The organism is Arthrobacter sp. 18067, assembly GCF_902706295.1.
Taxonomy (GTDB): Bacteria; Actinomycetota; Actinomycetes; order Actinomycetales; family Micrococcaceae; genus Arthrobacter.
The window spans coordinates 1-23,632 of the sequence record NZ_CACSJJ010000005.1; the positions used below are offsets into that span (position 1 = coordinate 1).

Sequence of the window (23,632 nt, forward strand, 5' to 3'; positions counted from 1 at the left end):
GCCGTTGTCCCCGCACCCGTTGCCCCCGCACCCGCCGCTCCTGCGCCGGCACCTGTAGCTCCCGCGCCGGCTCCGGCAGCGCCTGCACCCGCGCCAGCTCCCGCGGCGCCCGCACCGGCACCCGGCGGTGGCGCGACAGCCCTGTGTAACGACGGGACACTTTCCTTCTCCGCAACACACCGCGGTACCTGCTCGCACCACGGCGGCGTAGCCGTCTGGTACAAATAGCTCCCGCACCTCGCCAACTACGGTCCACCATTGATGTTCAGCCTGCCTAGTGCGCTTAGGGCAGGCTGAACATCAAATTCGCTAATGATTCGTCGCGCCGTGGTACGACCTCAAACCCGTGCGCCAATGATTGGGCAGCCCACAAGGCCGAGCAACCGTCGTTGACCCAAGGGAACTCAGCGCGGGTCCTGTGATCCAAACAGGGTTCTCCACAACAATTTCCCTCTTATCGCTACACCGGGTGATCGGTGCCGCGCGGGTTTGACAGGAGAATGGACACCCACGCAAGGCGGTCTTCTGGATGGACTTCGATCGGAATGGGGTGCAGTTCCTTCCCAACGGGCTCAAGGGAACGTTCCGCGCGGTCGTCCCGTGCCTCTCGATGCAGCAGCACTGGACTCTCCCAAACCTGAAATCGGCGTCCAGACCAATCAAATAGTCTGCCTGGCTACTTCCTCAGTGTGGAGCTGGTGGTACGTCATCCACATGATCGTCACCTGTTCACTGACGGGAAAGCAGTGCTCACTCGGCCGTCGTCACTAACTATTATTCGGATGTTGGTCCGCCTTCTTGTTCCTACCATCTGGCCGACCGCATCCTTCCCGGTCGTTAACCTTGCGCGTAGCCAGCCCCACTGGCTCAAAGACCCCTTTCGAGGTGACTTCGTGTCCGACTCGATGTCAGTTGAGGCAGTAGCCGCTGTTGTCCTAAAAGGGATTCATCTGGTGGAAATTCGACTCAGTTTCCCTTCTGGTGGCTCAATCGACCCGCTTGACTGGCCGAGGTCAAGCTTGGTTGCACAAAAGTTTCTGGATCGATTCGATAGCGATCTTCTAGCATTGGGGCTTGATCCCGCGATCTGGTCCACCGCTAAAACAACTTTCCGACTCTTTCGACTCGAACCACACAGTTCTGGTCGCGAGAATCAACGACAACGAGAAATCCCTAGAACGCCGCCCCGAAACTCAACGGCCTCCCACGCAAAACGCTCGACTGGAAAACTCCAGCCGAGCGCTTACGTGACCTACTGCTAGCCACCTAACCAGCAGGTTTCGCAGCGGCCCCTCGAAACCTCCGCTATACATATGAAGTACTCGCAATCCCTGCATGGATGCACGAAGTCCACTCCTGTGATTCATTCTTCTGACGCCGCTGACTTCTCCAACAGCTCATTTAAGTAGTGGATGAGGAACTCATGTCTGTAGTGAAGTCCCATCCATGGTGAGGCGGCCAGTTCGTCAATGTTGAAAGCGTCCTGGTGTACTCGTGCTTCGTCTGCACAAGGGCCCCGCGCCAGCATCTCGGATTGGCTCGCCTCCTGAACATGGCCATTTGGAGCTGGGCGACTGAGCATGGGTCTCTTTCGTCTTCCTTAGAGTGGTTCTTTCAGAACGCGCGGAGGATGTCTTCGACGCGTTGTTTAGCGTCGCCGAACAGCATCTGGGAGTTGTCCCGGAAGAACAATGGGTTTTGCACGCCGGCGTAGCCCGCCGCCATGGACCGCTTGAACACCACAACGTTCTCAGCCTCCCAAACACGCAGGACGGGCATCCCGGCGATGGGGCTGCTGGGGTCCTCCGCAGCAGCGGGATTCACGGTGTCATTGGCCCCGATTACTAGGACGACTGAGGTTTCGCCGAGGTCTTCGTTGATCTCATCCATTTCCAAGACGATGTCGTAGGGGACTTTCGCCTCGGCGAGCAGCACATTCATGTGGCCCGGCAACCGTCCGGCAACGGGGTGGATACCGAACCGCACATCCACTCCTCTTTCGCGAAGTTGATGAGCGAGCTCGGCAACAGGGTATTGGGCTTGGGCGACCGCCATTCCGTAGCCGGGGGTGATGACCACGGACGAGGCGTTGGTCAGCATTTCGGCGGTGGCCTCGGCGGTGATTTCCCGGTGTTCGCCTTGGTCTGTGTCGTCCTTGCTGGCGGGGGCGACGATGCCGAAGCCGCCAGCGATCACGGAGATGAAGGAGCGGTTCATGGCCTTGCACATGATGTAGGACAGGTATGCGCCCGAGGAGCCGACGAGGGCGCCGGTGATGATGAGGAGATCGTTGTTGAGCAGGAACCCGGCCGCGGCGGCGGCCCAGCCGGAATAGCTGTTCAGCATGGAGACGACCACAGGCATGTCGCCGCCGCCGATCGAGGCCACAAGGTGCCAGCCCAGTCCGAGGGCGAGGACGGTGACCACGATGAGAAGCCAAAGCTGGGAGTCGTTGACGTACCAGACGGTCAGGGCAATGAACGCGGCGAGGGCGCCGAGGTTGATCGCATTTTTGCCCGGCAGCATCAGCGGCGTGGATTTCATTCGGGCGGAGAGTTTCAGGAACGCAACGATCGAGCCGGTGAAGGTGACCGCGCCGATAAAGACACCGATGAACACCTCCGCGTGGTGGATGGCTGTCAGGTCCGGGGACAGGGCGGGGGCTTCGAGGTGGCCGTTCCAGCCGACCAGGACGGCGGCGAGGCCCACGAAGCTGTGCAGCACGGCGATCAGCTCCGGCATGCCGGTCATTTCGACGACCCGGGCGCGCCAGAGCCCGATCGCCCCGCCAACCACCACGGCGGCTACGAGCAGGCCCAGGCCGGTGAGGGCGCGGCCGGTGCCCCAGGCGTCCTGGATTGTCAGCCAGATAGTGGCAGCGAGGGCGATGATCATGCCGGTGATGCCATAGATGACGCCAGCGCGGGCCTTCTCATGTTTGCTCAGCCCGGCGAGGCTGAGGATAAAGAGCAGGGCCGCGACAACATAGGCCGCCCCCGCGATGGAGTCGGCGGTAAACGGACCGGAGACGGTGTCAGACACGGTAAGGCTCCTCGTAAGTGTTGCTGCTGTTTCGGTGGCGGCGTTCATGAACGTGCCTTCCCGGCCGAGAACATCGCGAGCATGCGACGGGTGACGGCGAAGCCGCCGAAAATGTTGATGCTGGCCAGGAGAACCGCGACGGCGGCAAGGACCTGCATGATGATGTTGTCGGAAGTGACCTGCAGCAGGGCGCCGACGACGATGATTCCCGAGATCGCGTTGGTGACGGACATCAGCGGGGTGTGCAGGGCATGGTGAACTTTCCCGATCACGTAGAAGCCGACCACGATGGAAAGCATCAGGACCGTGAAGTGCTGGGGCAGCGGCGCCGGGGCAACGGCGTTAATCCCGAACAGCACTGCGGTCCCCGCAGCGAACAGACTCCCCTTGCCGGCAGGGCTGAGGCCCTGCTTCTTTTTCGGCGCAGTATTGTTGTCGATCGTCCCGGCTTCCGTCTTCGCTTGGGGTGCGGCGGAGACTTGGACCGGGGGCGGCGGCCAAGTCTTCTCACCCTCACGCACCACGGTCACCGACCGCTGGACGACGTCGTCGAAATCGATCCGCAGGACCCCGTCCTTGTCCGGCGTGAGGAGCTTAAGTAGGTTCAACATGTTCGTCCCGTATAACTGGGACGCCTGCGCCGGCAACCGGGCCGGGAGATCCGTGTAGCCCAGGATAACCACCCCGTTGTCAGTGACGATGCGTTCCCCGGCGACGGACCCCTCCACGTTCCCGCCCTGCCCGGCTGCCATGTCCACAATCACGCTGCCCGCCTTCATCCCGGCCACGTCCTCGGCGGTGAGCAGCTTCGGGGCCGCACGGCCGGGGATCAGGGCGGTGGTGATAATGATGTCCACATCAGCCGCCTGCTCGGTGTAAATCTCCGCGGCACGGGCGTCATACGCCTCGGACGTGGCCTTCGCGTACCCGTCGGAGGACTTCATCTCCTCCCCCACCTCGACCTTGAGATAGGTCCCGCCGATCGACTTTACTTGGTCAGCGACCTCCGGTCGCGGGTCCGTCGCTCGCACAATCGCGCCCAGACTAGACGCCGCACCGATCGCCGCCAGCCCTGCGACGCCGGCACCGGCCACCAGGACCTTAGCCGGCGGGACCTTGCCCGCCGCCGTGACCTGTCCTGTGAAAAACCGGCCAAATTCATGCGCGGCCTCAATCACGGCCCGGTACCCGGCAATGTTGGCCATCGAACTGAGCACGTCCATCGACTGCGCCCGCGAAATACGGGGCACCGCATCCAACGCCAGCGCCGTGATTGGCCGAACCGCCAACGCATCCACAAGCTCCGGCCGCAGTCCCGGGCTCAACGACCCGATCAGCGTCGCGCCCGGAGCCAGCCGGTTAATCTCCTCCTCGGTAGGCGGATTGACCCGCAGCACAACCTCACTGCCCCACGCCTCATCAGCCCCAACGATCAGGGCACCCGCAGCTTCATACGCCTCGTCACGGAAGGATGCGGATTCCCCAGCACCCTTTTCGACCACAAGCTCGTAGCCCAGCTCCGCCAGCTGCCTAACCGTTACGGGCGTCGCCGCCACCCTTGTCTCCTGGCCCATTTCGGCCACGATGCCAATACGTGTCACGTTTCCCTCTCTCGATCCATCTAAAGTCCCCGGCACGCCTCATGCTGCCCGGCACCATCTGGTATGTTCATTTCTCTTTTGAGGCTCACGTCGAGCTCTGCTTGCGGGTGACGAGCACATTGTCATGGTCTCCGACTACGTCTGGGCTCTTCTGTCTTCATGGATGAGGCAGCTGGCGGAAGCCGGCCACCCGCGAGCCCACCAAACCACGGCCACGCTAATCTCAGGAGCCCCAAGGGGAAGTTTGGCTGGGAGGAGGATTCCATGCGTAGCGTGTATAGACTTGTTTGCCGTCGGCTCGTTCGACCATTTCTCGGGGAAACGCGCCGTCAGCAGAAATCCAGAGAATTGAATTGTCCGGCATCACGGCTTCGACCACTCCAGTCCGGAGCGTCCGCCCGAATATCCGTATCTCCACAAACTGACCCAAAGCGCAATGCCAGTCTGATTGCAGATGTAGGTCCACAGACTCTTCCTTCCGATTGTCGGGTCTCGAACTATCCAGCCGCACGAGAGCCCAAGTAGAGACGTGGATCACGTGCGCGGCCAGCGGCGGGCACCCAATGCAGGTGTGACGCCCATCATGTTCCGCCCTCCCAGTATCAAGCATAATGTATACATTAATTACGGAAAAGACACGTTTTTTGTGTACGCTGAGCGCGTTCAACGATGAAAGGGGCGGAATGCGCGCCAGTGATCAGGCCTATATGACCCCGCGCGAAGACATAATTGGGTGGCGCCTCAGGCTCTCCATTGCCCTCGCCGAGAAGCAGTCCGACCGGGCCTGGGCGTCCGAAACGCCGGTCCGGGAGGCACTGAACCGGCTCACCACCGAAGTGCCGGAACGCTCGAAGCCCAAGCAGCCATCATTGCTGCAAACCGGTGAACGCTCTCTGTTCGCCGAACTTCACGCCCGGTTGCTGGGAAGCCCTGAGCTGCTCAGCGACAACGATCCTGCCCGCCATGACTACTACGGCCTGGTGAGTCACCTGGACGAGGCTATCGAGTCGGCGATCTCCAACTCGTGCATGGCTCAGGCGATACCCAGCCGCCGCGTCCAATTAGTCCGCGTCCGCCGGCCGGCGGTTGAGGCCCTCTGTCCGCAATCCCCGCTTGGCCGAAGCCGTCACCACACTTCATCTGAACCGCAGTCTTTTCCTCATCAAGGCAGCTAAGACGCCTCACTAGAAGGAGCACCATGGTCAAGAACAACCAAGTCCGCGTCTACAAGAGCGAAGAGAACCTCCCGCGCGAGGAGCAGTTGGCGCACAAGATCGCAGTGGTCGCCGCCGACCCCGTTCCCGTTACGGCCGAGGTCACCGACATGGTGATCAACCGGATCATCGACAACGCTTCGGTGGCCATCGCGTCGCTGAACCGGGCGCCGATCGTCGCAGCCCGCGCTCAGGCCCTGACCCACGCTCCGTCCGCGAACGGCAAGGGCGCCGCTGTTTTCGGCATCAGCGATCAGGTCTCCCCCGAGTGGGCTGCCTGGGCCAACGGTGTAGCCGTGCGCGAACTCGATTACCACGACACGTTCCTGGCCGCGGACTACTCCCACCCGGGCGACAACATCCCGCCGATCCTCGCCGTCGCCCAGCATGTGGGCTCCAACGGCGCCGACCTGGTCCGTGCCATCGCCACCGGGTACGAGATCCAGGTAAACCTCGTCAAAGCCATCTGCCTGCACAAGCACAAGATCGACCACGTGGCACACCTAGGCCCCTCCGCCGCAGCAGGCATCGGTACTCTTCTTGGTTTGGATGTTGAGGCGATCTTCCAGTCCGTGGGCCAAGCTCTCCACACCACTACCGCCACCCGGCAGTCCCGCAAGGGCGAGATCTCCACCTGGAAAGCCCACGCGCCGGCCTTCGCAGGCAAAATGGCCGTCGAAGCCGTAGACCGCTCCATGCGCGGCCAAACCTCACCGGTGCCGATCTACGAAGGCGAAGACGGCGTGATCGCCTGGATGCTGGATGGCCCGGACGCCTCCTACGAGGTCCCCTTGCCGCTGCCCGGTGAAGCCAAGCGCGCCATCCTGGACACCTACACCAAGGAACACTCCGCCGAGTACCAGGCCCAGGCGTGGATCGACCTCGCCCGCAAGCTCAACCGCGAGCACCCCGAAACCACCGATGCGGCCAACGTGAAGTCCGTGCTGATCAAGACCAGCCACCACACCCACTACGTGATCGGTTCCGGCGCGAACGATCCCCAGAAGTACTCCCCCACCGCATCGCGCGAAACCCTGGACCACTCCATCCCGTACATCTTCACGGTCGCCCTGCAGGACGGCGCCTGGCACCACGTGGATTCCTACGCCCCTGAGCGCGCCGCCCGTCCGGACACCGTGGAACTGTGGCACAAAGTCACCACCGTCGAAGACCCGGAATGGACACGGCGCTACCACTCCCTGGACATCGCAGAGAAGGCCTTCGGCGGTTCCGTGGAAATCACGCTCAATGACGGCACAGTCATTACCGACGAGATCGCCGTGGCCGACGCCCACCCGCTCGGTGCCCGGCCGTTCGCCCGCGAGCAATACATCAACAAGTTCCGCACCCTCGCTGCAGGTTTGGTTGAGGAAGCCGAAATCGAACGGTTCCTCGCCGCCGTCGAACGCGTCACCGAACTGGGCGAAGGCGAACTGGACCAGCTGAACATCACCGCAGCACCCGGCGTGATCGACCTCATCAACGCACCCAAGGGACTGTTCTAAATGCTGTACTCCAAAGTCACCCCCGAACAGAAACGCCTCAAACTGCGCGAGTTGCTCAACTCCGGGACCGTGCAGCAATTCCCTGGCGCGTTCAACCCGCTCTCGGCCCGGCTGATCGAAGAAAAGGGCTTCGCCGGGGTCTACATCTCCGGCGCGGTCCTGGCCAACGACCTCGGCCTGCCGGACATCGGCCTGACCACCCTGACCGAGGTAGCGACCCGGGCCGGGCAGATCGCCCGCATGACGGACCTGCCCTCCCTGGTGGACGCGGACACCGGCTTCGGCGAGCCCATGAATGTGGCCCGGTCCATCCAGGAACTCGAGAACGCGGGCCTCGCCGGCTGCCATATCGAGGACCAGTTCAACCCCAAACGCTGCGGCCACCTGGACGGCAAAAACGTGGTGGACCTCGACACCGCCACCAAACGCATCCGCGCCGCAGCGGATTCACGCCGTGACCCGAACTTCCTCATCATGGCCCGGACCGATGTCCGCGCCGTCGAAGGAATCCAGGCGGCCCAGGACCGCGCCAAAGCACTGGTAGACGCCGGTGCTGACGCGATCTTCCCTGAAGCCATGGCCACCCTGGACGAATTCCAAGCCATCCGCGACGCTGTGGACGTGCCCATCCTGGCCAACATGACCGAGTTCGGCAAAAGCGATCTCTTCACCGTGGACCAGCTCCAAACCGTCGGCGTGAACATGGTCATCTACCCGGTCACGCTCCTCCGCATTGCCATGGGCGCTGCAGAAGGCACTCTCGAGACAATCAAGAGGCTGGGCACCCAAGAGGTTCGCGTCGGCGCGATGCTCACCCGTTCCCGTCTCTATGACCTCGTGGATTACGAGGCATACAACCAGTTCGATACCGGCGTTTTCAACTTCGAAATACCCGGAACCCGCTAGGCCGTCAGGCCTCCATCAAGCTCAGACAAGGACGTCTTATGGACACCGAAACCTTCGAAATCCGCAAAGGCCTTGCCGGCGTCGTGGTGGACTACACCGCGATCTCGAAGGTCAACCCGGACACCAACTCGCTGCTGTACCGCGGGTACCCGGTCCAGGAACTGGCCGCCAAATGCAACTTCGAAGAAGTTGCCTACCTGCTCTGGCACGGCGAACTGCCCACCCAGAAGGAGTTGGAGCAATTCCGTGCGGCCGAGCGCGCAGGCCGCACCTTGAACCCCAGCCTGAAAGCTGTGATCGATGCCCTGCCCACCACTGCGCACCCCATGGACGTGTGCCGCACAGCCGCATCGGTGCTCGGTGCCCGGCATCCGCTGGCAGAAGATTCGTCGCCGGAGGCCAACCTGACCAAAGCAAAGGACCTGTTCGCTGCCTTCCCGGCGGTGGTGGCCTACGATCAGCGTCGCCGCCGCGGTCAGGCGGCGGTGGAACCCCGGGACGACCTCGGTTACTCCGCGAACTTCCTGTGGATGGCCTTCGGCGAAGAACCCGCGGACGAAGTCGTCGCAGCTTTCGACGTCTCAATGACCCTTTACGCCGAGCACTCCTTCAACGCCTCCACCTTCACAGCGCGCGTGGTCACGTCCACACTGTCGGACCTGCACTCGGCCGTCACTGCGGCCATCGGTGCCCTCAAGGGCCCGCTGCACGGCGGAGCCAACGAGGCCGTCATGCACACCTTTGACGAGATCGGCATCCGCAGCGAAGAATCCCTTGAGGAAGCTGCCACGCGAGCCCGTGCCTGGATGGAAGACGCTTTGGCCCACAAGAAGAAAGTCATGGGCTTCGGGCACCGCGTCTACAAGCACGGGGACTCCCGCGTGCCCACCATGAAGGCCGCCCTGGACAAGATGATCGCCCACTACGGACGCCCGGAACTGTTGGGCCTGTACAACGGCCTTGAGCAGGCCATGGACGAGGCCAAGGCCATCAAGCCGAACCTCGACTATCCCGCAGGGCCCACGTACCACCTCATGGGCTTCGATACCCAGACCTTCACCCCGTTGTTCGTCGCAAGCCGGATTACCGGCTGGACAGCCCACATCATGGAGCAGGTGGCTTCCAACTCCCTGATCCGTCCGCTGAGTGAATACAACGGCCCAGAGCAACGCTCCATCTGATTCCACTTCAAGCCCCATGAACCGGCGGTGGGGCACCAGATGATCAAACGGATCATCGACTATCGCAACGACTCGGTGCCCTACCGCCATCTTTGATCCAACTGCCGAGAAACACCCAAATCGGACTGAGCCGTATTTGATTAAATATGCGCAAAAGGCGATCCAAACGTTTGCGTGAACCTCCGCAATCAATGCAAAGATGCCGCGTCGTTCCGGATCTTTGGCCCCACACCTGCGTGCGCTGGCCGTGAGAAGAGAATGAGAAGTCGGGCAGCAAGGATGTCCCTACTCATTATGAGTCATTACGAGGGAGATACGTCCGGATCATTAGTCCCATGGTGTGCACCGCAAATACTCTTGTAAGGACGAATTGAATGAGATTGTTAATCATTGGCCCGCCAAGATCGGCGAAGGGTATACAGACCACCCGAATCACAGAAGGTTTAATTCTGTTGACAACCCGCCCACATCCCGGAGGACTAACTCAGGCCGCGACTTCGGAACTGCGATTCGGATGGAGAGATGGCCGAAAACAGCAGGCTCCCCGTAGTGACGATCACCGCCTGCTTCATCGCCACGGCGGACGCACCCGCAGCCACGAAGCATCTCGGCACCGAGTGTGCCATCGGCATTGGTTTTTCGTAAGTCGGGAGACCCAACTGAGCCCGTTGACGCTCAAAGCCCGGGCATGGCAGCAGTGCCTGTCACTAGCAGGAAAATCCAGCACCAGGACTGACGCGGCTGGTAGGAAGCTGTAGTGGGTAACAGAATGCCCAAGGATTCGGCGGCACCTAAAGGGGTTTGGACCCCAGAGACCCACATGGTCTGGGCTGCCACCCGACCAAGAGTCGGTGATGCGCTTACGACAGACGAGTGGGTGTGGCTTAATCCAAACGACAGGGTGAAAGTACAGCGCGGAAATGGTCCCATCGCGGCCGGTTTCATCGATGTTGTTGCTCCGGATGCATCCATATTCTGGATCTGGCTCGACGACGGTCGCGGACGTGTGGCACTCCACATGGGCGATATTGTCAGCGTCTGGCTCGAGAAGCGAGCATGACTAATCAAGTAAAATCAATCGCCCAGCGGAGGCGAAACCAGCGGCTTATGAGGACAAGAATACAAAAAGCAAGCAAAAGCCGTGGCATTTTTGGTTTTGAAGGAATAAATTATCGAGAAGTTGAGCGGAGTAAGTTTTTGTCGACAACATCACCAAAGTTCACTATCAGAATCGAGGGCCCGGCATCAAGGGACCGGCAACTTGAACAGGCCTGTACCAAACTCAGCAAGGAAGCCGTAGATTGCGGCATCCTGCTCATCAGAGTCAATCACGATACTTTCGAGGTCGCTTTCAGCCCCGAGGTTCCGTTCGGCCTAACCCATGAACTCGATTTGCTCTGATCCAGGAACGGCACTCATGGCCTGAGTACCCCGCTCATCAATCACACAAGAGGTCCTGCCCCTCGAAGTCGGGCTTAGCAAAGACCAAGACACTAGATCGGGGGATCCGCTAGGTCCGGAATCAGACAAGAAGATGGGCCTTGTCAGGGATGCGACGACATCTATTCACGGAGTTTCTCACGGAGACGGTCCTGCAGCGCTGAGCGCCTTCTGACGTTAAGAAATGAAGTGTGGAGGTTGAGCAACTATCGAAAGCCCCCGCCGGCATGAAAAGCAACATCAAGTCTTACGGTACCGAACGACGATGGCCGCAAGTCTCAAGCAGACAAATGGACCAGGCTGCGCCGATGACAAAGGCCGCCCACTCACGCGCTGCTCCCTCAGGTCCAGGGGCGGGCCGGACTGGTTTGCTCTCCCCCGGCCACCACACACTGGGCCCGAACTCCGCCTAACCGGCGCCAATTTGAAAGGAAACCTCGGTGACTCTTGCACCTGAATCCCCCACGACTGGCCATGTAGTCAATGTCCGATTCAGCCCCGACGGAACGCCCTTGGCGATCCGTCACGATGGCCGGATCTGGATGGTCGATCCCGACGTCCACACCGCTCACTGGTTCACTAGAGACACATGGTGGGAAACCGGAAACCGGGCAGCAAGCGGCACCGATGATCTTGTCGGCGTTGAACACTGGCGGGTTCAGGCCACACTCTCCGCCAATGCGGCCCTGCGGACTTTTCTGCTGCGCCTCGATCCCGCCGCCGACCGGTGGGTGCTGGAATCCATCAGCTGATGCCCGCCAGCTTGTACCGCTCGCCCGTTCCGGACCAGCTATGGGAGCGGATCCGTGCCGAGTTCACGCTCCCCAGCTTGGCGTAGGTCAAAGGACGACGACTATCCGCTGTGCATGAGGACCCATGGCCGGGCGCCCGGCAGCTCGTCCGGGTCTTCATTGGCTAGGAGACTTACTGTCCCATGTTCCAGTTCCAGTCCCTTCGTCGTAGCGGCCCCTCGAGTTGGACCGGTGCGCCATGGTCGAAGCTCCTTCCGCCCCCAGCACGACGGGACGGCAGCCGCTCTGGCCTAGAATCAGCGATGTGAACCAGGTACTAAAACAACCAACTCAACGCCATGCCTTTATTTCCTACGTCCATGAGGACAAGGAGAGAGTCGACCGACTCCAGGAAGCACTCGAGGCCGCTGGCGTTGCGGTATGGCGCGACACCAAGGACCTTTGGCCTGGGCAGAACTGGGAAGACCAGATTCGTTCAGCAATTAAGTCGGGGAGCCTGGCCTTTATTGCCTGTTTCTCTGAAAACTCGGAGGCCAGGGAAACGACGTACCAGAACCTCGAGCTGGCGTTGGCGGCAGACGAGTACCGCCTTCGACCGCCAACTACTCAATGGTTGCTGCCGGTTCGATTTAGCGAGTGTGAGGTCCCGGATTACGATCTCGGAGCTGGACGCCGGCTCAGCTCAATTCACCGGACAGATCTTTTTGGTTCTTCCGAGACGGTTCAGATTATCCGGCTGACTGAGACCGTCAAACGGATTGTCGCGCCGCAGGTTCTCTCAGAGCAACCCATCGCGCCAGCTGTGGCAGCAGGGTTGGCAGAGGCGCGGAAGGCCGACTCTCCGCGCGCTGTTCGGGTACAGGAGATCAAGGAGCTGTTGCGTGATCCCAACGGTGACATCGCCTTGGAAGACCTGGCCGCGGATGTGGCGAAGCCGATCTGCACGGCTCTGAAAGATCCAGAGATCTTTCCGACGTCCTTACCTGCATCGCTTGAAAGATCCAGGATCGGGGTCGCCAAATATTACATCGGGCGGATCCATGAATATGACCGGGTATTGGAGCCGTTGTTTCGCGTCGTACAGCTCGGAGCCATGTACGGCCTACCTCAGCACGAGGTTGTCTGGACGAACCTGATCGAGGCGCTCGGCAGTACCGTTCATCAGCGTTCCGGAGATCCTGCACTTCTGGAGTTGCGAGGCTACCCCGTAATCGTTGCCACCCACGTAGCCGCGATGGCGGCCATATCGCGAAAAAACTATGTCTCCCTCAGGGCTTTCGCGGCTACGCCAACGGTCCGCACCGCCGCCGGCAAAGTCCCTGTTGCCCTTGATTACAGTCCTCGCCGGGTGTTCAGCGAGATGCAGTGGGTGACGTCCGCGCTTGTCATTGCTGAAGACCAAAGGGCAGAACCCGATGATGCACTGCTGGAGGGCCTCCTCCGCGGTTCCGTGGGAAAGCGGCACACGCCCCTCTCGGATCATCTCTATCGCCTACTAGCACCGCTTTTTTCCGACTATGTCGGGGACGAAATGGACTATGCAGAACTTTTCGAGAAGGCCGAGGTTTTTCTCGACCTCATAACTGCCGATGTCGCAGCTGTGCATCCTGAGCTCTACCGGAGCTTCTACGGAGGCTACGGTCGTTATACGTGGAATCATGTCCGTTCTCCCTTGCCTCCAGAAAAGGCGCTCAGCGCTGCTTTTGAGTCCTCCCAAAAGGGCTGGTCGCCGCTTTTGGACGGGCTGTTTGACGGTTCGGCGCAGCGAGCTCAGTTAGCGTTCTCAGAAGTCATGTCCCATGCCGAGACAGTCCGCAAAGAACAGTGGCGCAGGTAGGCGTCATCGCCGGCCACTCCGACTCTCGAGTTAGAGGATGACGACATCCCCCGCGACCCGCTCTGAGGGGCGACCCAAACAACGGGCCAAGCGGCAGCCAGGGGGTCGGGAGTCCGACCCCCTGGCCCATCCCCGGGTTGGCGAGGCTTAGCTCTCAACCCACTTAACCATCAACAGTTTGTTTGAAGCGCATGGACAAACTCGCCCAGAAACGGGTAATGTTGTGTTCGCAAGGCCCTATGCGATCTCTGTGATCGACCAGAGGGTCTTGCACCTCGCGAACCCTCAGCCTTGGCTGGGGGTTCTTGCGTTAACTCCCGCCTGTCTCCTGACCTTCGATGGGCTCCAGCCAATAGACACCTTTGTCGCTGCCTTCGCCCCACCGCTCGTGCAGTCTGACATATCCGGCGACGGCTGCTGCCAAGGCTTTATTCTTCTTGCCCCAGATTTCAGGATTCCCGTCCAAGTGCGTGTGGTACGCACCATAAGCGATCAAGTCGACCGCCTGGACCAGTTGACTGTATCGACTGTCCTGCATGAAGACATCCTCAATTATTCTCCGCGTCCCGAGATCCAGATCCCGATGAGCCCTTCGATACGGAGCCGCCCCCCTGACGGCAGTTTCCCAAATGTCGTTTTGCTCGGACTGCGTGAGTTCATGTCCATCGTCCGCCAGACCTTGTTGTCCATCGTAGAAAACCATCAAATGAGTGTCACGGTCCTCAGCCCAGTCCTCCAAATAGGCAAGGAAACGTGCGTAGATTTCAGGCTTCCGCGTAGTCTTCATCGCCACCGTCAGAACGGTGAAGTGCTCAAAGCGCGCGAGTTTGGTCAAGAGCATGCGGTAGGCGGCCGCCCTGGTGCCTTTGTGGAACGCCTTGTTCTGCTCTTCGGTCTCACAAAACTCTCCGCGGTTCTTTAGAAGCTTGAAGGTGTGGAGCTCAGTATTCTTGGCTACGCCAAACGTTGAGTGAAGCTCCCGGCGGCCCTCCAGCCACGTGGAGAGCAGTCCACGCCAATGACGGTCTTCTACGATTAGGGCGGTGAGAGTCGTTCCGTTCTTCGAATCTCCGGAGTCATCGACGTAACAAAGGTGCATGGCAGCACGCTATATTGCGCAGCCACAAGCAACCAAGAACACCGCACATAGACCATTGATGTTCAGCGAAGCCACTGATGTGGTGTATAGCCGTCTAGCCCCGTGAACGCCCCGTGAATCAGATTCGTTTCCCTACGTTTGGTTGTCGCGCCCGGCATCTCGAGGACGTGGACGGGACGATGACGCTCTTCACTCCGGGCCGACTGTTGCTTCGTTCAGACGCGCGGAGGAACCAAAGAAAGCGCCCGACCACCTGAAGCAATTTCCGAGTCTCGAAGTCATCGGGTGCCTGAGCGCGGTGGATTGCGTCATTTCGGGCGATTCAGGCGTTTTAGATCATCGAAAGTCACGTCGAACTCCAGCCCCGAGAGTTCTTCAATACTGATTGAGCTGCCTGGAGTTGCACTTTCTAGGCGCTTACGTTGGGGTTCGGGCATGTGTTCGTGTCCATTTATGTGCATTTCCAGCGCTTCCGATACGGCGACAGCACTTCAGGCGGTGGAGAGTTGAACGCGACATAGCGTTCGGCCATCTATCGTGCGAGAGAATACCGAGCAGAATTTCGCACGCGTGGATCCGTGTTGGTGGCGACGAAGTAACAACGATGAGAATGACTTGCACAAACCTAGATGCTGACGACATCGGCGGAACCAGCCAAGCTGACTACTTGGTTGGTCTTGATGCCCTTTTCACTGTCTCGGAAGGGTCTGAGCTGCTCTATCGAGAGCAGGCCTTTCCTGTAGTCGAACTGGCTCGCAGCTTGTTCCTCTGGCTCTACTGCCTCCGTGCCGTCGAGGTCATCGATCAGGATGGTTTCAGTGCGGTTGCCATTGGCTGGTTGGTCTTTCTGCTAGCTGTTGGCTATTTGTCTGCTGGGCTACGTCGTTGCGCGGACACTGGCGGGCGTCCACGGCTGCCGGAATTGCGGGTCTCCCTTGCATCGCGATATTGCTCGATGTCTGCAGTCCGCCACATCGGGCCCGTGATGGCTGGGGCGGGGAAAGCTTTGTCACGGGACATGGTGACCCGAAGGGATCCAACACTTCGTAAGCCAAGGATGTCCCGGGCGCCGTCGGCGTCGACCATGTTTTCCATTCCCGGATGGTCTTTGGGATTGAGCTGTTCGGCGATAGAACGGATGCCGGCAATTTGGTCTCTGTTTGGATGTTCAATTCCGAGGTGCTTGGTGATGAGTCTGGCAAGCCACCGATCGTTCATCGCCGCCACTTCCTTCGTCGTGTGCGGGCCTCGTCCTGGGCCTTACGCTCGGTCTTGGGCCGGTGGGCGTTGAACACTGTCATCCGAATACTAACGATCGGGCTCGTCTTCAGGTCGAGCTCCTCATAGCGGCCCTTGGATTGGGAGACAAGCCAGGCCACCATGTCACCGCCGAAGTCACTTTTGATGTCTGCAAGGATGTCGGAGGCATGGTAGCCGGACTTATCACCTATGGACATGACTCGTCCCTGGCCGCCGCCTACGTCGAAAGTAGCTTCCAGTTTCACGCGCTTATCGTCGCGACGCTGGGCCTTTGTGACATTGCGGATCTGGCGTTCCAACTCGCTTACCGCTGCTGACCGGCCTTTGGCGCGGGCGGTCTTCGGCATTGTTACTTCCAGCTGCCTGCCGCCCTCGGGGAAGTCGGTGCGGGAGACTTTGAACTTGCCGCGACGAGGTACATCCTTGTATGCACCCACGGTGTCCTTCGGAACGTACGTGGCCTTCTCTGCGCCGCGTTTGGCCCTTACTGGCACGATGTGTCCGTCCTTGGCCCTACGCCGGGCAGGCAAGCGTCTTACCTCTCCGTGGGTGAACAAGTCGCTAAGTGCTTCTCGGTAAGCTTCACCGCTGGTCTCGCCTTTAGCGACCTTGCGGAGCATTTTCTCGGAACGGCCTAGGCGTTCTCCCATTTCGGCCCAGGTGTATCCGTAAGCTTCCTTGACCTGCTGGACTAGTTGCTGGGGTGTGAGCCCAGACGGATCTGCTGCCATGGTTTAGTCCTTTGGAGTGTTGAATTCGTCGTCGAAGAACGCGGCATCGATGCCGGCTTTGACGGCCTTGATGCGGAGTTTGTTGCGTTCGTCCGTGGTCAGGGGTGTTTTGACGTTGTTCAGGACGCCCTGGAGACGAAGTCGGCCGACTTTGCCGTCATCGCCTCCACCGTGACCGGTAGGCAGGGACCATCCGGGGACGAAGGTGGTGTAGATGGCGTCGCCGTTTATGCCCAGAAGAGTTTCCGAGGGTACTGTCAGGGCGCCGGCTGTGTCCGGGCCGAGGGCGGATGGTCCCAGCAGCACCTTCGCCCGTCCACGGGCCCAGACCTGCACGGCAAGTTCAGGACGGTAGTAGGGCCTGAGTTGGGATGACAGGGGCGCGGGGACCTCGTATACATACGCCTCACCTCTGCGCTGGACCGACTGCAGGTATTGGGCCGGGACGTCTTGGGGGCTCCAGGCGACGACCGTGGAGCTGCGTCCACGGGAGGCGAAGGTGCCGATGGTCTGGATCAGGATGGCCCGCATCGCTGCGGATACGGCTGCTTTGATCAGCAGCGGCATTTCGGGGTCTTCGTCAACCGCGTCCCAGATGTTGATGATGCGTTTGGCGAAGGTATCCAATGGTCGGGCAGCAACCATTTTGGGTTCCCCGTCCTTATCCTTACCGGGAGTGAGCTTAGTGAACTCCACGGATTCGATTGGTTCGACGAGCCATCCCATTTTGCGGGCGACGTGGATCTCGGACATATCTGCCCAGGATTCCCCTACCGCGCCCGGCCGGTTTGGGTAGTACCAGTCCTTCCCTGATCCTGGTTGCTGCATTCCGAAGATTCCCACGTGCCGCCAGTCGCGCGGCACGGTGAACTTCGCGTAGACACGTGCCCGGGCGTAAGGGTCTCGTTCGATCAGGTCCGCGGTGTCGGCCCGGTTCAAGCGACGCCCGGGCCCGACCCCAAGCTCACGGCACAGGGACGCGTACATGCGACGCCCGTCGACGTATGCGAACGTTTCCAGCTTCGGCATGGCGGCTGGGTCAACCAGCGGTACGCAGTCTTCATGGGTTGAGAAAGAAGGTCCCGCAACCAAATGCTCGAGGTGGTGCTGACCCGACGTTCGGTGTAACTCTTGGGCGATGTCATCTGAAACCTGTTCGGGGTCAAGACCGTAAGGCAACGACAAAGCCCACAAATTGGTCCCGGTCGATGCCGGGGTCTTGCCAAGCCTCGCCGGCTTGGTTTCACCGTTGCTGTTCCGAAGTGGAAAGGCCCTGCCAACAAGGGCCTGCGTTGCGTCCCAGGCTTGCCGGGCTTGCTCCGGATTCAACGGAACATTGCCGAACCACTCGGCCGCAGTCTTTACCTCAACGCGCTGGCCGGTGGCTTTGCGCTCAAAACGGCCGGTCACCGGCTTGCCTGTCCAATGCCCCTCCATGCGCCCATCCCTGCCCATCCACCCTGGTTCCCACCCTGGCGTCTGAACCAACAACCAGTGCCTGACCTCACGGCCGGCCGACAAGGGATCATTGTCGGGAACATTTCCCGTAAACATGATCCGCGCCGCCCCGGCAGACGCAGCTGTATCTAACATGTCCTGCAGGTTCGGGTTTTTCCGGCGCTCCCCGATCTTCGGCGGGACGAACTGACCGTTAGAGAACACTCCGCGGCCGGTGGTGTAGTCCGCGAACAATGTAGGAATATCCCCAAAGTTCCAGGGTTTCGGCCGCACTGACATTCTCCAATCATTTTGTTAATTTCTTAATAACAAAACATTAGTTGATTCGTTGATCGCTGTCCACCGTGGAAAGCTCAACAGGGCCTATCTGGTCTCAGGCAAGCCGGTCATAGCCAACCAGACCTGATCCTGGCAGAAATCTCACAATTGGGCTCGATCCTCCGGCTCCTCATCTGGTTCAAACAGCCAGTATGGATATTCTTCGATCACTTCGGGGATCAGTCCGGGATGCTGTCTTGATTCGAGCCATGCATGCCACCTCGCGCGCTGTTTCTTATAGAGGGCTTGCTGGCGGATGACGGCCTCAATTACTCCGAGCACTTCAGCGCAAACTTTCAGGCATGCCGACCCAACAACCCACCCCAGCGATTTCCATCGGGCTAGACCCCAGGATGCGAGAGTTTCCAGAGCCTGATGGATGGTGGATCTTCCGAGACCAGTTGCCTGGACCAGCTCTGCGACCCGTAGGGGGGTCTGCGCATTTTCCAGTTCTTCATATACGAACGCCGCCGGTAGACCCAACTCACGAAATGCAGGTCGAACAGCATGTACTCGACGGCGTCTGCCTGGGAGTACATTACTCACCTCAGGCAGCGTTAGTTCGTAAGTGTCGGCGTCTCGTCCACGCCCGTCAGAAATCTTTCTGATAGGTGCCCCAGGAGTTGCAGTCAGCAGCTGGAGCTGGGCGGCAGCTGTTGAAGGATGTGCCCCGGTGGCGAGGGCATAAGCCCTGACTCCGAAGCTGATCTCTCTCGTACCAGTTTTAGCCGATGCCTCCTCGAGTGCTCGAAGCATCATCCGCAGGCCCAATTTATCCTTGGAGCCCCGAAGTCTCTGCTCGAGTGCAGACCGAGCCTTGGACCAGGCTTCCAGAAAGTCTTTGTGGGCAGGGGCGGCGTGCACCCCCTGTGATTTGTTTTTGCTTGTGTCTGATCTGTGGACGTTCCTCTGGGTGCTCCGACCGCTGCCTCTCCGAAGAGACCGCGCTATAAACTCATGGGCTTTTCGCCACTCTCTGGCTAGGACTGAGGACCTTGTTCCTGGCGCGTACTTTGAATAAAGGCCAGCTAGCGCCGGCCAAGCGCCCGTGAGCATCTTCTGCTGAACGTCCGTTACTGTCATGCCCTGGCGAACGGCTCCTGCTATCACGGCCATCCTTGCCTCTGAGGGAGAACGGTAGCGAGCTTGGTCGTAAATGCCTTCTCGCGCTATCCGGAGGACCTGTGAGGACAACCCGACCAATTGATCGGAGTCAATCTCTTCGGGTACATAGGGTTCCAATTGATTCCTGGAGGTCCGTAGCTCGGTTGTGTCGGCCCAGAGTCGAGCCCAAACGACTGGAGCGTTCCTTTCGGAAACGGCAAGAATGGCTTCTCCTACTACCTGGGTGAGTTTCTGGACGCCACCTGTACGGTGCGTGCTACCTGGTACGCGGCAGCATCCGGAGGCTACGGATCTGTGAGGAGAGGGGTCAATAGTGGTGAAACGGCGTTCCAGGGCTTCTACGAAGTCTCGGGCTTCGGTGAATGGAATTGCCTCAGCGAGTGGGAGATACAGGTGTCGCCCTCCGTTTGGGGAGACGTCTTCAACCCATTGCGCCCCGTTGTGCCCGAACCATGTGCGGAGTCGTTCAGCGTCTTTTGTGACCGCTTGGACGCCGCCGCGGTTGGTGTCAAGGTCAAGGAAAATCGTCGACGCCATGCCTGCAAGTGAATAGACCATTACTGCTGCAGGCGCGGCCGGGCGCCTTGCACGAAGGTTCTGTTCGCAGCGTGCCGGATAGTTTTTGCCGCGGTCCAGCGACACCCTTACGCGGTCCCGGCCAGCCAATGCAGGTGCTAAAAGTTCCCAGGCGCGGTCCTCAGGCGACACGCCCGAATGGTACGTCCCCTGCGTGGGTGCTTCTATAACTGCTGGAAGTTGTCCTATACTCAAGCTGTGATCCTTTCGGGCACGACAAAGGCGGCGGGGTTTTGGTTTTCTCTAGCTTGCTGACATAGGCAACCGGCTCATGGTGTGACCGGTGCTAAAGATTTGGAGAATTGATCAGTTGGCGCTGATCGATCTCAATGATTAGAGGGCGTAGGATCTTGGCGGATCCGGCGCCCTCACTCTTTTAAGTGCCTGTGATGGGCAAAGCCTCCTGATAGTTCGGAGCTGCTGGATCAAGCCACCATTCAGGGAGACCGTAGGGGTCAAGGTGGATGTTGGTGATGAACGCGTTCATCACCTGGGCCATCGACGTGGATCCGCCGTTCAGCTTCCCCAGGCGCTTGACCTTGGCCTTGCGTGCCGGAGCGATCAGCCCTGTGAGAATTTCATCGCCGGTGTGATCTTTGGTCCTGTATTTCGCAGGATCCCCGTATGTACCGGGCGATACAGTCTCTGGCATGTGATCGATGATGGCTTCGATCATTCGTGACAAGGTGACCTGAGCTGCATCTGCCATCTGGTCGGCTTTATGCTTCGCGGGTCCCTCAACATAGACGAGGAATGGCATGTTTCCAAGGCCTGTTCCCCGCTCGCGTTTCGCTCGCTTCTGCTCCATGGGATTGAATCTACCCTCAGTGACGATTCATTTAACCTATTAAGTCCGGTGGCGTGTCGCGGTGTCAGAGCTGGGGCTTCTTCGCATGCTGTGAGATGACCCCGCTCAGATAAGGACCGCGAAAGGCTTTGTGGCAATTTTTCGCCCACGCCAGCGGGCCGTCACCGAAGAGTACCCGACCATGAGGGTTGGTCCGGTCAAGTATCTCGGTGCGTCCAGGATGGCTGTGGGTAGCTCGCCGGTGAAGGTGTGGCTGCCATCATCATGAACAACAAGGACTGCCGCTACGGCAGCTTCCATTCGATCAGTGGCCATTTCATGAAACGAACCTCGGCCAACGCCTTGGTAGGTCCCCGGTTAATCCTCGACGTTTCTTCTCCGGACGATCAAGACGCTCCCTGCAACGATCCCGACCGCTGCTGCGGCGAGAATGATAAGCCTCGGCAGATCCAGTCCGATTCCGGTTCCTGGAATTTCGATGAGTGCTTGAGCGGAAGGAACCATGACGTGGCTGGCCAGTAGCCAATCCCTGACCGGGTCAAGGAGGGCCCCGAACGGTATGAGGCCCATAGCTAGAGCGAGAAAGCCAATACAGATCAGCTGCATCTGGTCTGGGGTCAGGTCTCCGCTGCCGCCGTTGTTACTCATAGGTGTGCTCCTTAATCAACTGTGGATGGGTGCCGCACCATCAGTGCGGAATCTGAGCTGAGCATGATCGTTTCGGGTTCACCGGAGTCGAAGTCCCGGTAGTCGATGGTCATGGCCGAGTCGTCCCTGTAGTCGGGTTCGATCGATTCAATGACGCCCCATTGGCCGATATTCTCGTCAACGCAGAACAGATCGCCGGCGCTCAGATCTTCGGGACCCGAATAGGTCTCTGCGTCGTATCCGGTGAACTGATCTTCTTCACCCTCGGCGGACTCAACTGCTACCGGCTCTGTTTCGTCGGCCGCATCTTGGAGCGGCTGTGGTGCCTTCGAGATCTGGCTCTTGCGGGGGGTGTCGCCGGCCGGGATATGAGCATGCCGCTTTTCGTAGTCCGCGTCGTATTCCATGATTTCAGCTACAGCGTAGTCATCGAACGTCAGAGGGAGAGTTTCACCGTCGAGGTCTTCCTTGGGTTCGAGGACCTCAACCATCTTTCGCGAATAGTAGGTAACTTTCGGACGCACGGATTCAACGAAGGCCTCGTCAAAGCCGGGTGAATTGGGATCCGGGTTGGGTGAAAAGAACGTTTGCGCTTCCACTGGTCGTGATTTGTTGTCCAAACAGATCGCGCGGCCCCGGGCGGTTCGAGGAATGGCTACGCCAATCGCTGCGGAGTCCCACATCATCTGGGCTCCCTGAGGAGATAGTCGGCCCATCGACACTCTGGCGCCGAAGTTGTCACGCATTTCACCGCCCACAAATTCAACGTCCGGGCGCTGTAGGCCAACAATCATGTGGACCTTTGCTGAACGACCGAGCCGGGCGATGTCTGCAATGAGCTCAAGAATCGGCGGCTTAACCGGCGCTCCCTTGGGCTTGACCTTCTTCCACCACCGTTCAGTGCGCTTGAGGAATGTGGTGAGTTCGTCGATAACCAGCAGAAGTGGTTCGAAGTCTGCAAGGCTGGCCTGGCCGACTTCTACCTGGTTGTACCGTTCCTCCATGAGCTCGTGAGCGGCCAGAATCGCACGCACCTGATGTTCAACTCTGGCGGTAACCAGCTCAACGTTTGGCCACCCCCGAAAACCGATGAACTCGATGCGTTTGCCATCAATAATCCAAGTACGCCAACCAGCTTGCGTTACACGTTGAGTCACCCCGTGAAGGAGAACGGTCTTACCGGACCCTGTACCGCCGACCACCATGAGGTGGGCTTGAACGGCAGGCCACCATTCGAGAAGCTCGTCTTCTTCTGCCACAGCGAGGGGAACTCTGAAATCGGTATAAACCCTGTGGTCGAGCGCAAGCGGCGAGTGCTCCTCGGGCGGCCTGACCATAGTGGGCAGAGGGATACGACGTTTGAATTCCACAGAGGAGTGCTGCAGATCCCAAACCGCTTTGAGACGGCCCGGCAGAGTTGCTGCTATGACCCGCTCGACCCCGGAACGGCGAGACCCAATGGATAGTTTCGCGCTTGGCAGTCCGCTGACCCCGATGGTCTTGATGCCCTCGTCATCCTCATTGGTGTCGATGGTGACGTCCTTGCCAAAAAGTTCCGTGATGACCGATTCAGCCCTCAACGCATCAGCGGTCTTTGAAGACTCCTTCTCCATCTCGGTGATATCCAAGCGAAACTGGATGTGCTTGCGCCGCCGGTCATGGGCGTCCACCTTGTAGGTACCGTCGAAATTCCTGTCAACAACTTCACCCAGTTTGGCCAGCCAGATACCGTCATGATCGTTGACGGTCCTCCCGTACCGGACCGAAACCCTCGCTGGATAGCCCGTGAAACCTTCTCCCCATTTCGAAGCCCTAACCAGGCTGCGGGAGACCTTCCTGACCCCGAGCTGCGGAGCGAGCGCTTCAACAGCATTGTCGATGATGTATTGCCGGCGCCTGTTCCGTACAGCTGCGACAGTGGCTGCCGCAGTCGAGAGTCCAGAAAAGGTTGCCGCAGCGATCGCCCCGACGGTAGACCCCTGGATCCAAAGGATGCATGACCCGATGACCCCCAGAACAAGGCACACCAGAATGACGGGAGTCCATGGGTTGTGAGGAGCAGGAAGCTGCGCCCCGGGCGGTTCAGCTGTCTGTGTGCGGCCGAATGCTGAGCTCACAGCTCACCAACCAA

The 23,632-nt window shown here is 59.7% G+C and carries 20 protein-coding genes; 9 read left to right on the plus strand and 11 right to left on the minus strand.

Features of this window, described 5'->3' with window-relative positions:
- The coding region (locus GVL04_RS06380) for a DUF3761 domain-containing protein (RefSeq protein WP_159701275.1) at positions 1 to 228 on the plus strand (228 nt) is incomplete at its 5' end.
- 1,386 nt (positions 229 to 1,614) lie between these two features.
- Here the strand turns inward: GVL04_RS06380 and pntB are convergent.
- On the minus strand, positions 1,615 to 3,090 hold the full coding sequence (gene pntB / locus GVL04_RS06385; protein WP_235036199.1) for a Re/Si-specific NAD(P)(+) transhydrogenase subunit beta: 1,476 nt from the start codon (positions 3,088 to 3,090) through the stop codon (positions 1,615 to 1,617).
- The gene (locus GVL04_RS06390; RefSeq protein ID WP_159701281.1) at positions 3,087 to 4,643 is read right to left on the minus strand and encodes a Re/Si-specific NAD(P)(+) transhydrogenase subunit alpha; all 1,557 of its coding nucleotides are present in this window, start codon (positions 4,641 to 4,643) and stop codon (positions 3,087 to 3,089) included. The genes pntB and GVL04_RS06390 overlap by 4 nt, the downstream gene beginning before the upstream one ends.
- Positions 4,644 to 5,326: 683 nt before the next feature.
- Here GVL04_RS06390 and GVL04_RS06395 point away from each other — a divergent pair.
- From GVL04_RS06395 to GVL04_RS06425, 8 genes are all read left to right on the plus strand, one after another.
- Entirely contained in the window at positions 5,327 to 5,818 is a 492-nt protein-coding gene (locus tag GVL04_RS06395; RefSeq protein WP_327785613.1) for a hypothetical protein, read from the plus strand.
- A 23-nt stretch (positions 5,819 to 5,841) separates the two neighbouring features.
- Entirely contained in the window at positions 5,842 to 7,362 is a 1,521-nt protein-coding gene (locus tag GVL04_RS06400; protein WP_159701284.1) for an MmgE/PrpD family protein, read from the plus strand.
- Positions 7,363 to 8,268: a methylisocitrate lyase gene (gene prpB / locus GVL04_RS06405; RefSeq protein ID WP_159701287.1), complete on the plus strand. Its 906-nt coding sequence runs from the start codon at positions 7,363 to 7,365 to the stop codon at positions 8,266 to 8,268. It begins immediately after the preceding gene.
- A 38-nt stretch (positions 8,269 to 8,306) separates the two neighbouring features.
- A complete protein-coding gene (locus GVL04_RS06410) occupies positions 8,307 to 9,449 on the plus strand; it encodes a bifunctional 2-methylcitrate synthase/citrate synthase (RefSeq protein WP_159701290.1) in 1,143 nt (380 codons plus the stop codon).
- Between the two features lie 522 nt (positions 9,450 to 9,971).
- Complete coding sequence (locus tag GVL04_RS24815) at positions 9,972 to 10,094, plus strand: hypothetical protein (RefSeq protein ID WP_268825364.1); 123 nt, start codon at positions 9,972 to 9,974, stop codon at positions 10,092 to 10,094.
- 411 nt (positions 10,095 to 10,505) lie between these two features.
- Positions 10,506 to 10,850 carry a hypothetical protein gene (locus tag GVL04_RS06415; RefSeq protein ID WP_159701293.1) on the plus strand — a complete coding sequence of 115 codons (345 nt, stop codon included), beginning with the start codon at positions 10,506 to 10,508 and terminating at the stop codon, positions 10,848 to 10,850.
- A 479-nt stretch (positions 10,851 to 11,329) separates the two neighbouring features.
- Positions 11,330 to 11,641: a hypothetical protein gene (locus GVL04_RS06420; RefSeq protein WP_159701296.1), complete on the plus strand. Its 312-nt coding sequence runs from the start codon at positions 11,330 to 11,332 to the stop codon at positions 11,639 to 11,641.
- A gap of 304 nt (positions 11,642 to 11,945) precedes the next feature.
- Entirely contained in the window at positions 11,946 to 13,478 is a 1,533-nt protein-coding gene (locus GVL04_RS06425; RefSeq protein WP_159701299.1) for a toll/interleukin-1 receptor domain-containing protein, read from the plus strand.
- Between the two features lie 310 nt (positions 13,479 to 13,788).
- Here the strand turns inward: GVL04_RS06425 and GVL04_RS06430 are convergent, their stop codons facing one another.
- The 9 genes from GVL04_RS06430 to GVL04_RS06470 form a co-directional block, all read right to left on the minus strand.
- On the minus strand, positions 13,789 to 14,577 hold the full coding sequence (locus GVL04_RS06430) for a DUF3800 domain-containing protein (RefSeq protein ID WP_159701302.1): 789 nt from the start codon (positions 14,575 to 14,577) through the stop codon (positions 13,789 to 13,791).
- Between the two features lie 861 nt (positions 14,578 to 15,438).
- A complete protein-coding gene (locus GVL04_RS06435) occupies positions 15,439 to 15,795 on the minus strand; it encodes a hypothetical protein (RefSeq protein ID WP_159701305.1) in 357 nt (118 codons plus the stop codon).
- The gene (locus GVL04_RS06440) at positions 15,792 to 16,568 is read right to left on the minus strand and encodes a hypothetical protein (RefSeq protein WP_159701308.1); all 777 of its coding nucleotides are present in this window, start codon (positions 16,566 to 16,568) and stop codon (positions 15,792 to 15,794) included. The genes GVL04_RS06435 and GVL04_RS06440 overlap by 4 nt, the downstream gene beginning before the upstream one ends.
- Positions 16,569 to 16,571: 3 nt before the next feature.
- Positions 16,572 to 18,305: a hypothetical protein gene (locus GVL04_RS06445; RefSeq protein WP_159701311.1), complete on the minus strand. Its 1,734-nt coding sequence runs from the start codon at positions 18,303 to 18,305 to the stop codon at positions 16,572 to 16,574.
- Between the two features lie 141 nt (positions 18,306 to 18,446).
- A complete protein-coding gene (locus GVL04_RS24930; RefSeq protein WP_159701315.1) occupies positions 18,447 to 20,027 on the minus strand; it encodes a helix-turn-helix domain-containing protein in 1,581 nt (526 codons plus the stop codon).
- Positions 20,028 to 20,421: 394 nt separating this feature from the next.
- Positions 20,422 to 20,853 carry a hypothetical protein gene (locus GVL04_RS06455; RefSeq protein WP_159701318.1) on the minus strand — a complete coding sequence of 144 codons (432 nt, stop codon included), beginning with the start codon at positions 20,851 to 20,853 and terminating at the stop codon, positions 20,422 to 20,424.
- 105 nt (positions 20,854 to 20,958) lie between these two features.
- On the minus strand, positions 20,959 to 21,168 hold the full coding sequence (locus GVL04_RS06460) for a hypothetical protein (RefSeq protein ID WP_159701321.1): 210 nt from the start codon (positions 21,166 to 21,168) through the stop codon (positions 20,959 to 20,961).
- Positions 21,169 to 21,210: 42 nt separating this feature from the next.
- Positions 21,211 to 21,501 (minus strand): hypothetical protein, encoded by a 291-nt coding sequence (locus tag GVL04_RS06465; protein WP_159701324.1) that lies wholly within the window; start codon positions 21,499 to 21,501, stop codon positions 21,211 to 21,213.
- Positions 21,502 to 21,512: 11 nt separating this feature from the next.
- The gene (locus tag GVL04_RS06470; RefSeq protein WP_159701327.1) at positions 21,513 to 23,618 is read right to left on the minus strand and encodes a type IV secretory system conjugative DNA transfer family protein; all 2,106 of its coding nucleotides are present in this window, start codon (positions 23,616 to 23,618) and stop codon (positions 21,513 to 21,515) included.
- Positions 23,619 to 23,632 lie beyond the last annotated feature (14 nt).

What these genes read in the sequence shown, in the direction of transcription:
- pntB (WP_235036199.1), bottom strand. Translation starts at nt 3,090, where the DNA reads ATGAACGCCGCCACCGAAACAGCAGCAACACTTACGAGGAGCCTTACC.
- GVL04_RS06395 (WP_327785613.1), top strand. Translation starts at nt 5,327, where the DNA reads ATGCGCGCCAGTGATCAGGCCTATATGACCCCGCGCGAAGACATAATT.
- GVL04_RS06400 (WP_159701284.1), top strand. Translation starts at nt 5,842, where the DNA reads ATGGTCAAGAACAACCAAGTCCGCGTCTACAAGAGCGAAGAGAACCTC.
- prpB (WP_159701287.1), top strand. Translation starts at nt 7,363, where the DNA reads ATGCTGTACTCCAAAGTCACCCCCGAACAGAAACGCCTCAAACTGCGC.
- GVL04_RS06410 (WP_159701290.1), top strand. Translation starts at nt 8,307, where the DNA reads ATGGACACCGAAACCTTCGAAATCCGCAAAGGCCTTGCCGGCGTCGTG.
- GVL04_RS24815 (WP_268825364.1), top strand. Translation starts at nt 9,972, where the DNA reads ATGGCCGAAAACAGCAGGCTCCCCGTAGTGACGATCACCGCCTGCTTC.
- GVL04_RS06415 (WP_159701293.1), top strand. Translation starts at nt 10,506, where the DNA reads ATGACTAATCAAGTAAAATCAATCGCCCAGCGGAGGCGAAACCAGCGG.
- GVL04_RS06430 (WP_159701302.1), bottom strand. Translation starts at nt 14,577, where the DNA reads ATGCACCTTTGTTACGTCGATGACTCCGGAGATTCGAAGAACGGAACG.
- GVL04_RS06435 (WP_159701305.1), bottom strand. Translation starts at nt 15,795, where the DNA reads ATGAACGATCGGTGGCTTGCCAGACTCATCACCAAGCACCTCGGAATT.
- GVL04_RS06440 (WP_159701308.1), bottom strand. Translation starts at nt 16,568, where the DNA reads ATGGCAGCAGATCCGTCTGGGCTCACACCCCAGCAACTAGTCCAGCAG.
- GVL04_RS06445 (WP_159701311.1), bottom strand. Translation starts at nt 18,305, where the DNA reads ATGTCAGTGCGGCCGAAACCCTGGAACTTTGGGGATATTCCTACATTG.
- GVL04_RS24930 (WP_159701315.1), bottom strand. Translation starts at nt 20,027, where the DNA reads ATGGTCTATTCACTTGCAGGCATGGCGTCGACGATTTTCCTTGACCTT.
- GVL04_RS06455 (WP_159701318.1), bottom strand. Translation starts at nt 20,853, where the DNA reads ATGGAGCAGAAGCGAGCGAAACGCGAGCGGGGAACAGGCCTTGGAAAC.
- GVL04_RS06460 (WP_159701321.1), bottom strand. Translation starts at nt 21,168, where the DNA reads ATGGCCACTGATCGAATGGAAGCTGCCGTAGCGGCAGTCCTTGTTGTT.
- GVL04_RS06465 (WP_159701324.1), bottom strand. Translation starts at nt 21,501, where the DNA reads ATGAGTAACAACGGCGGCAGCGGAGACCTGACCCCAGACCAGATGCAG.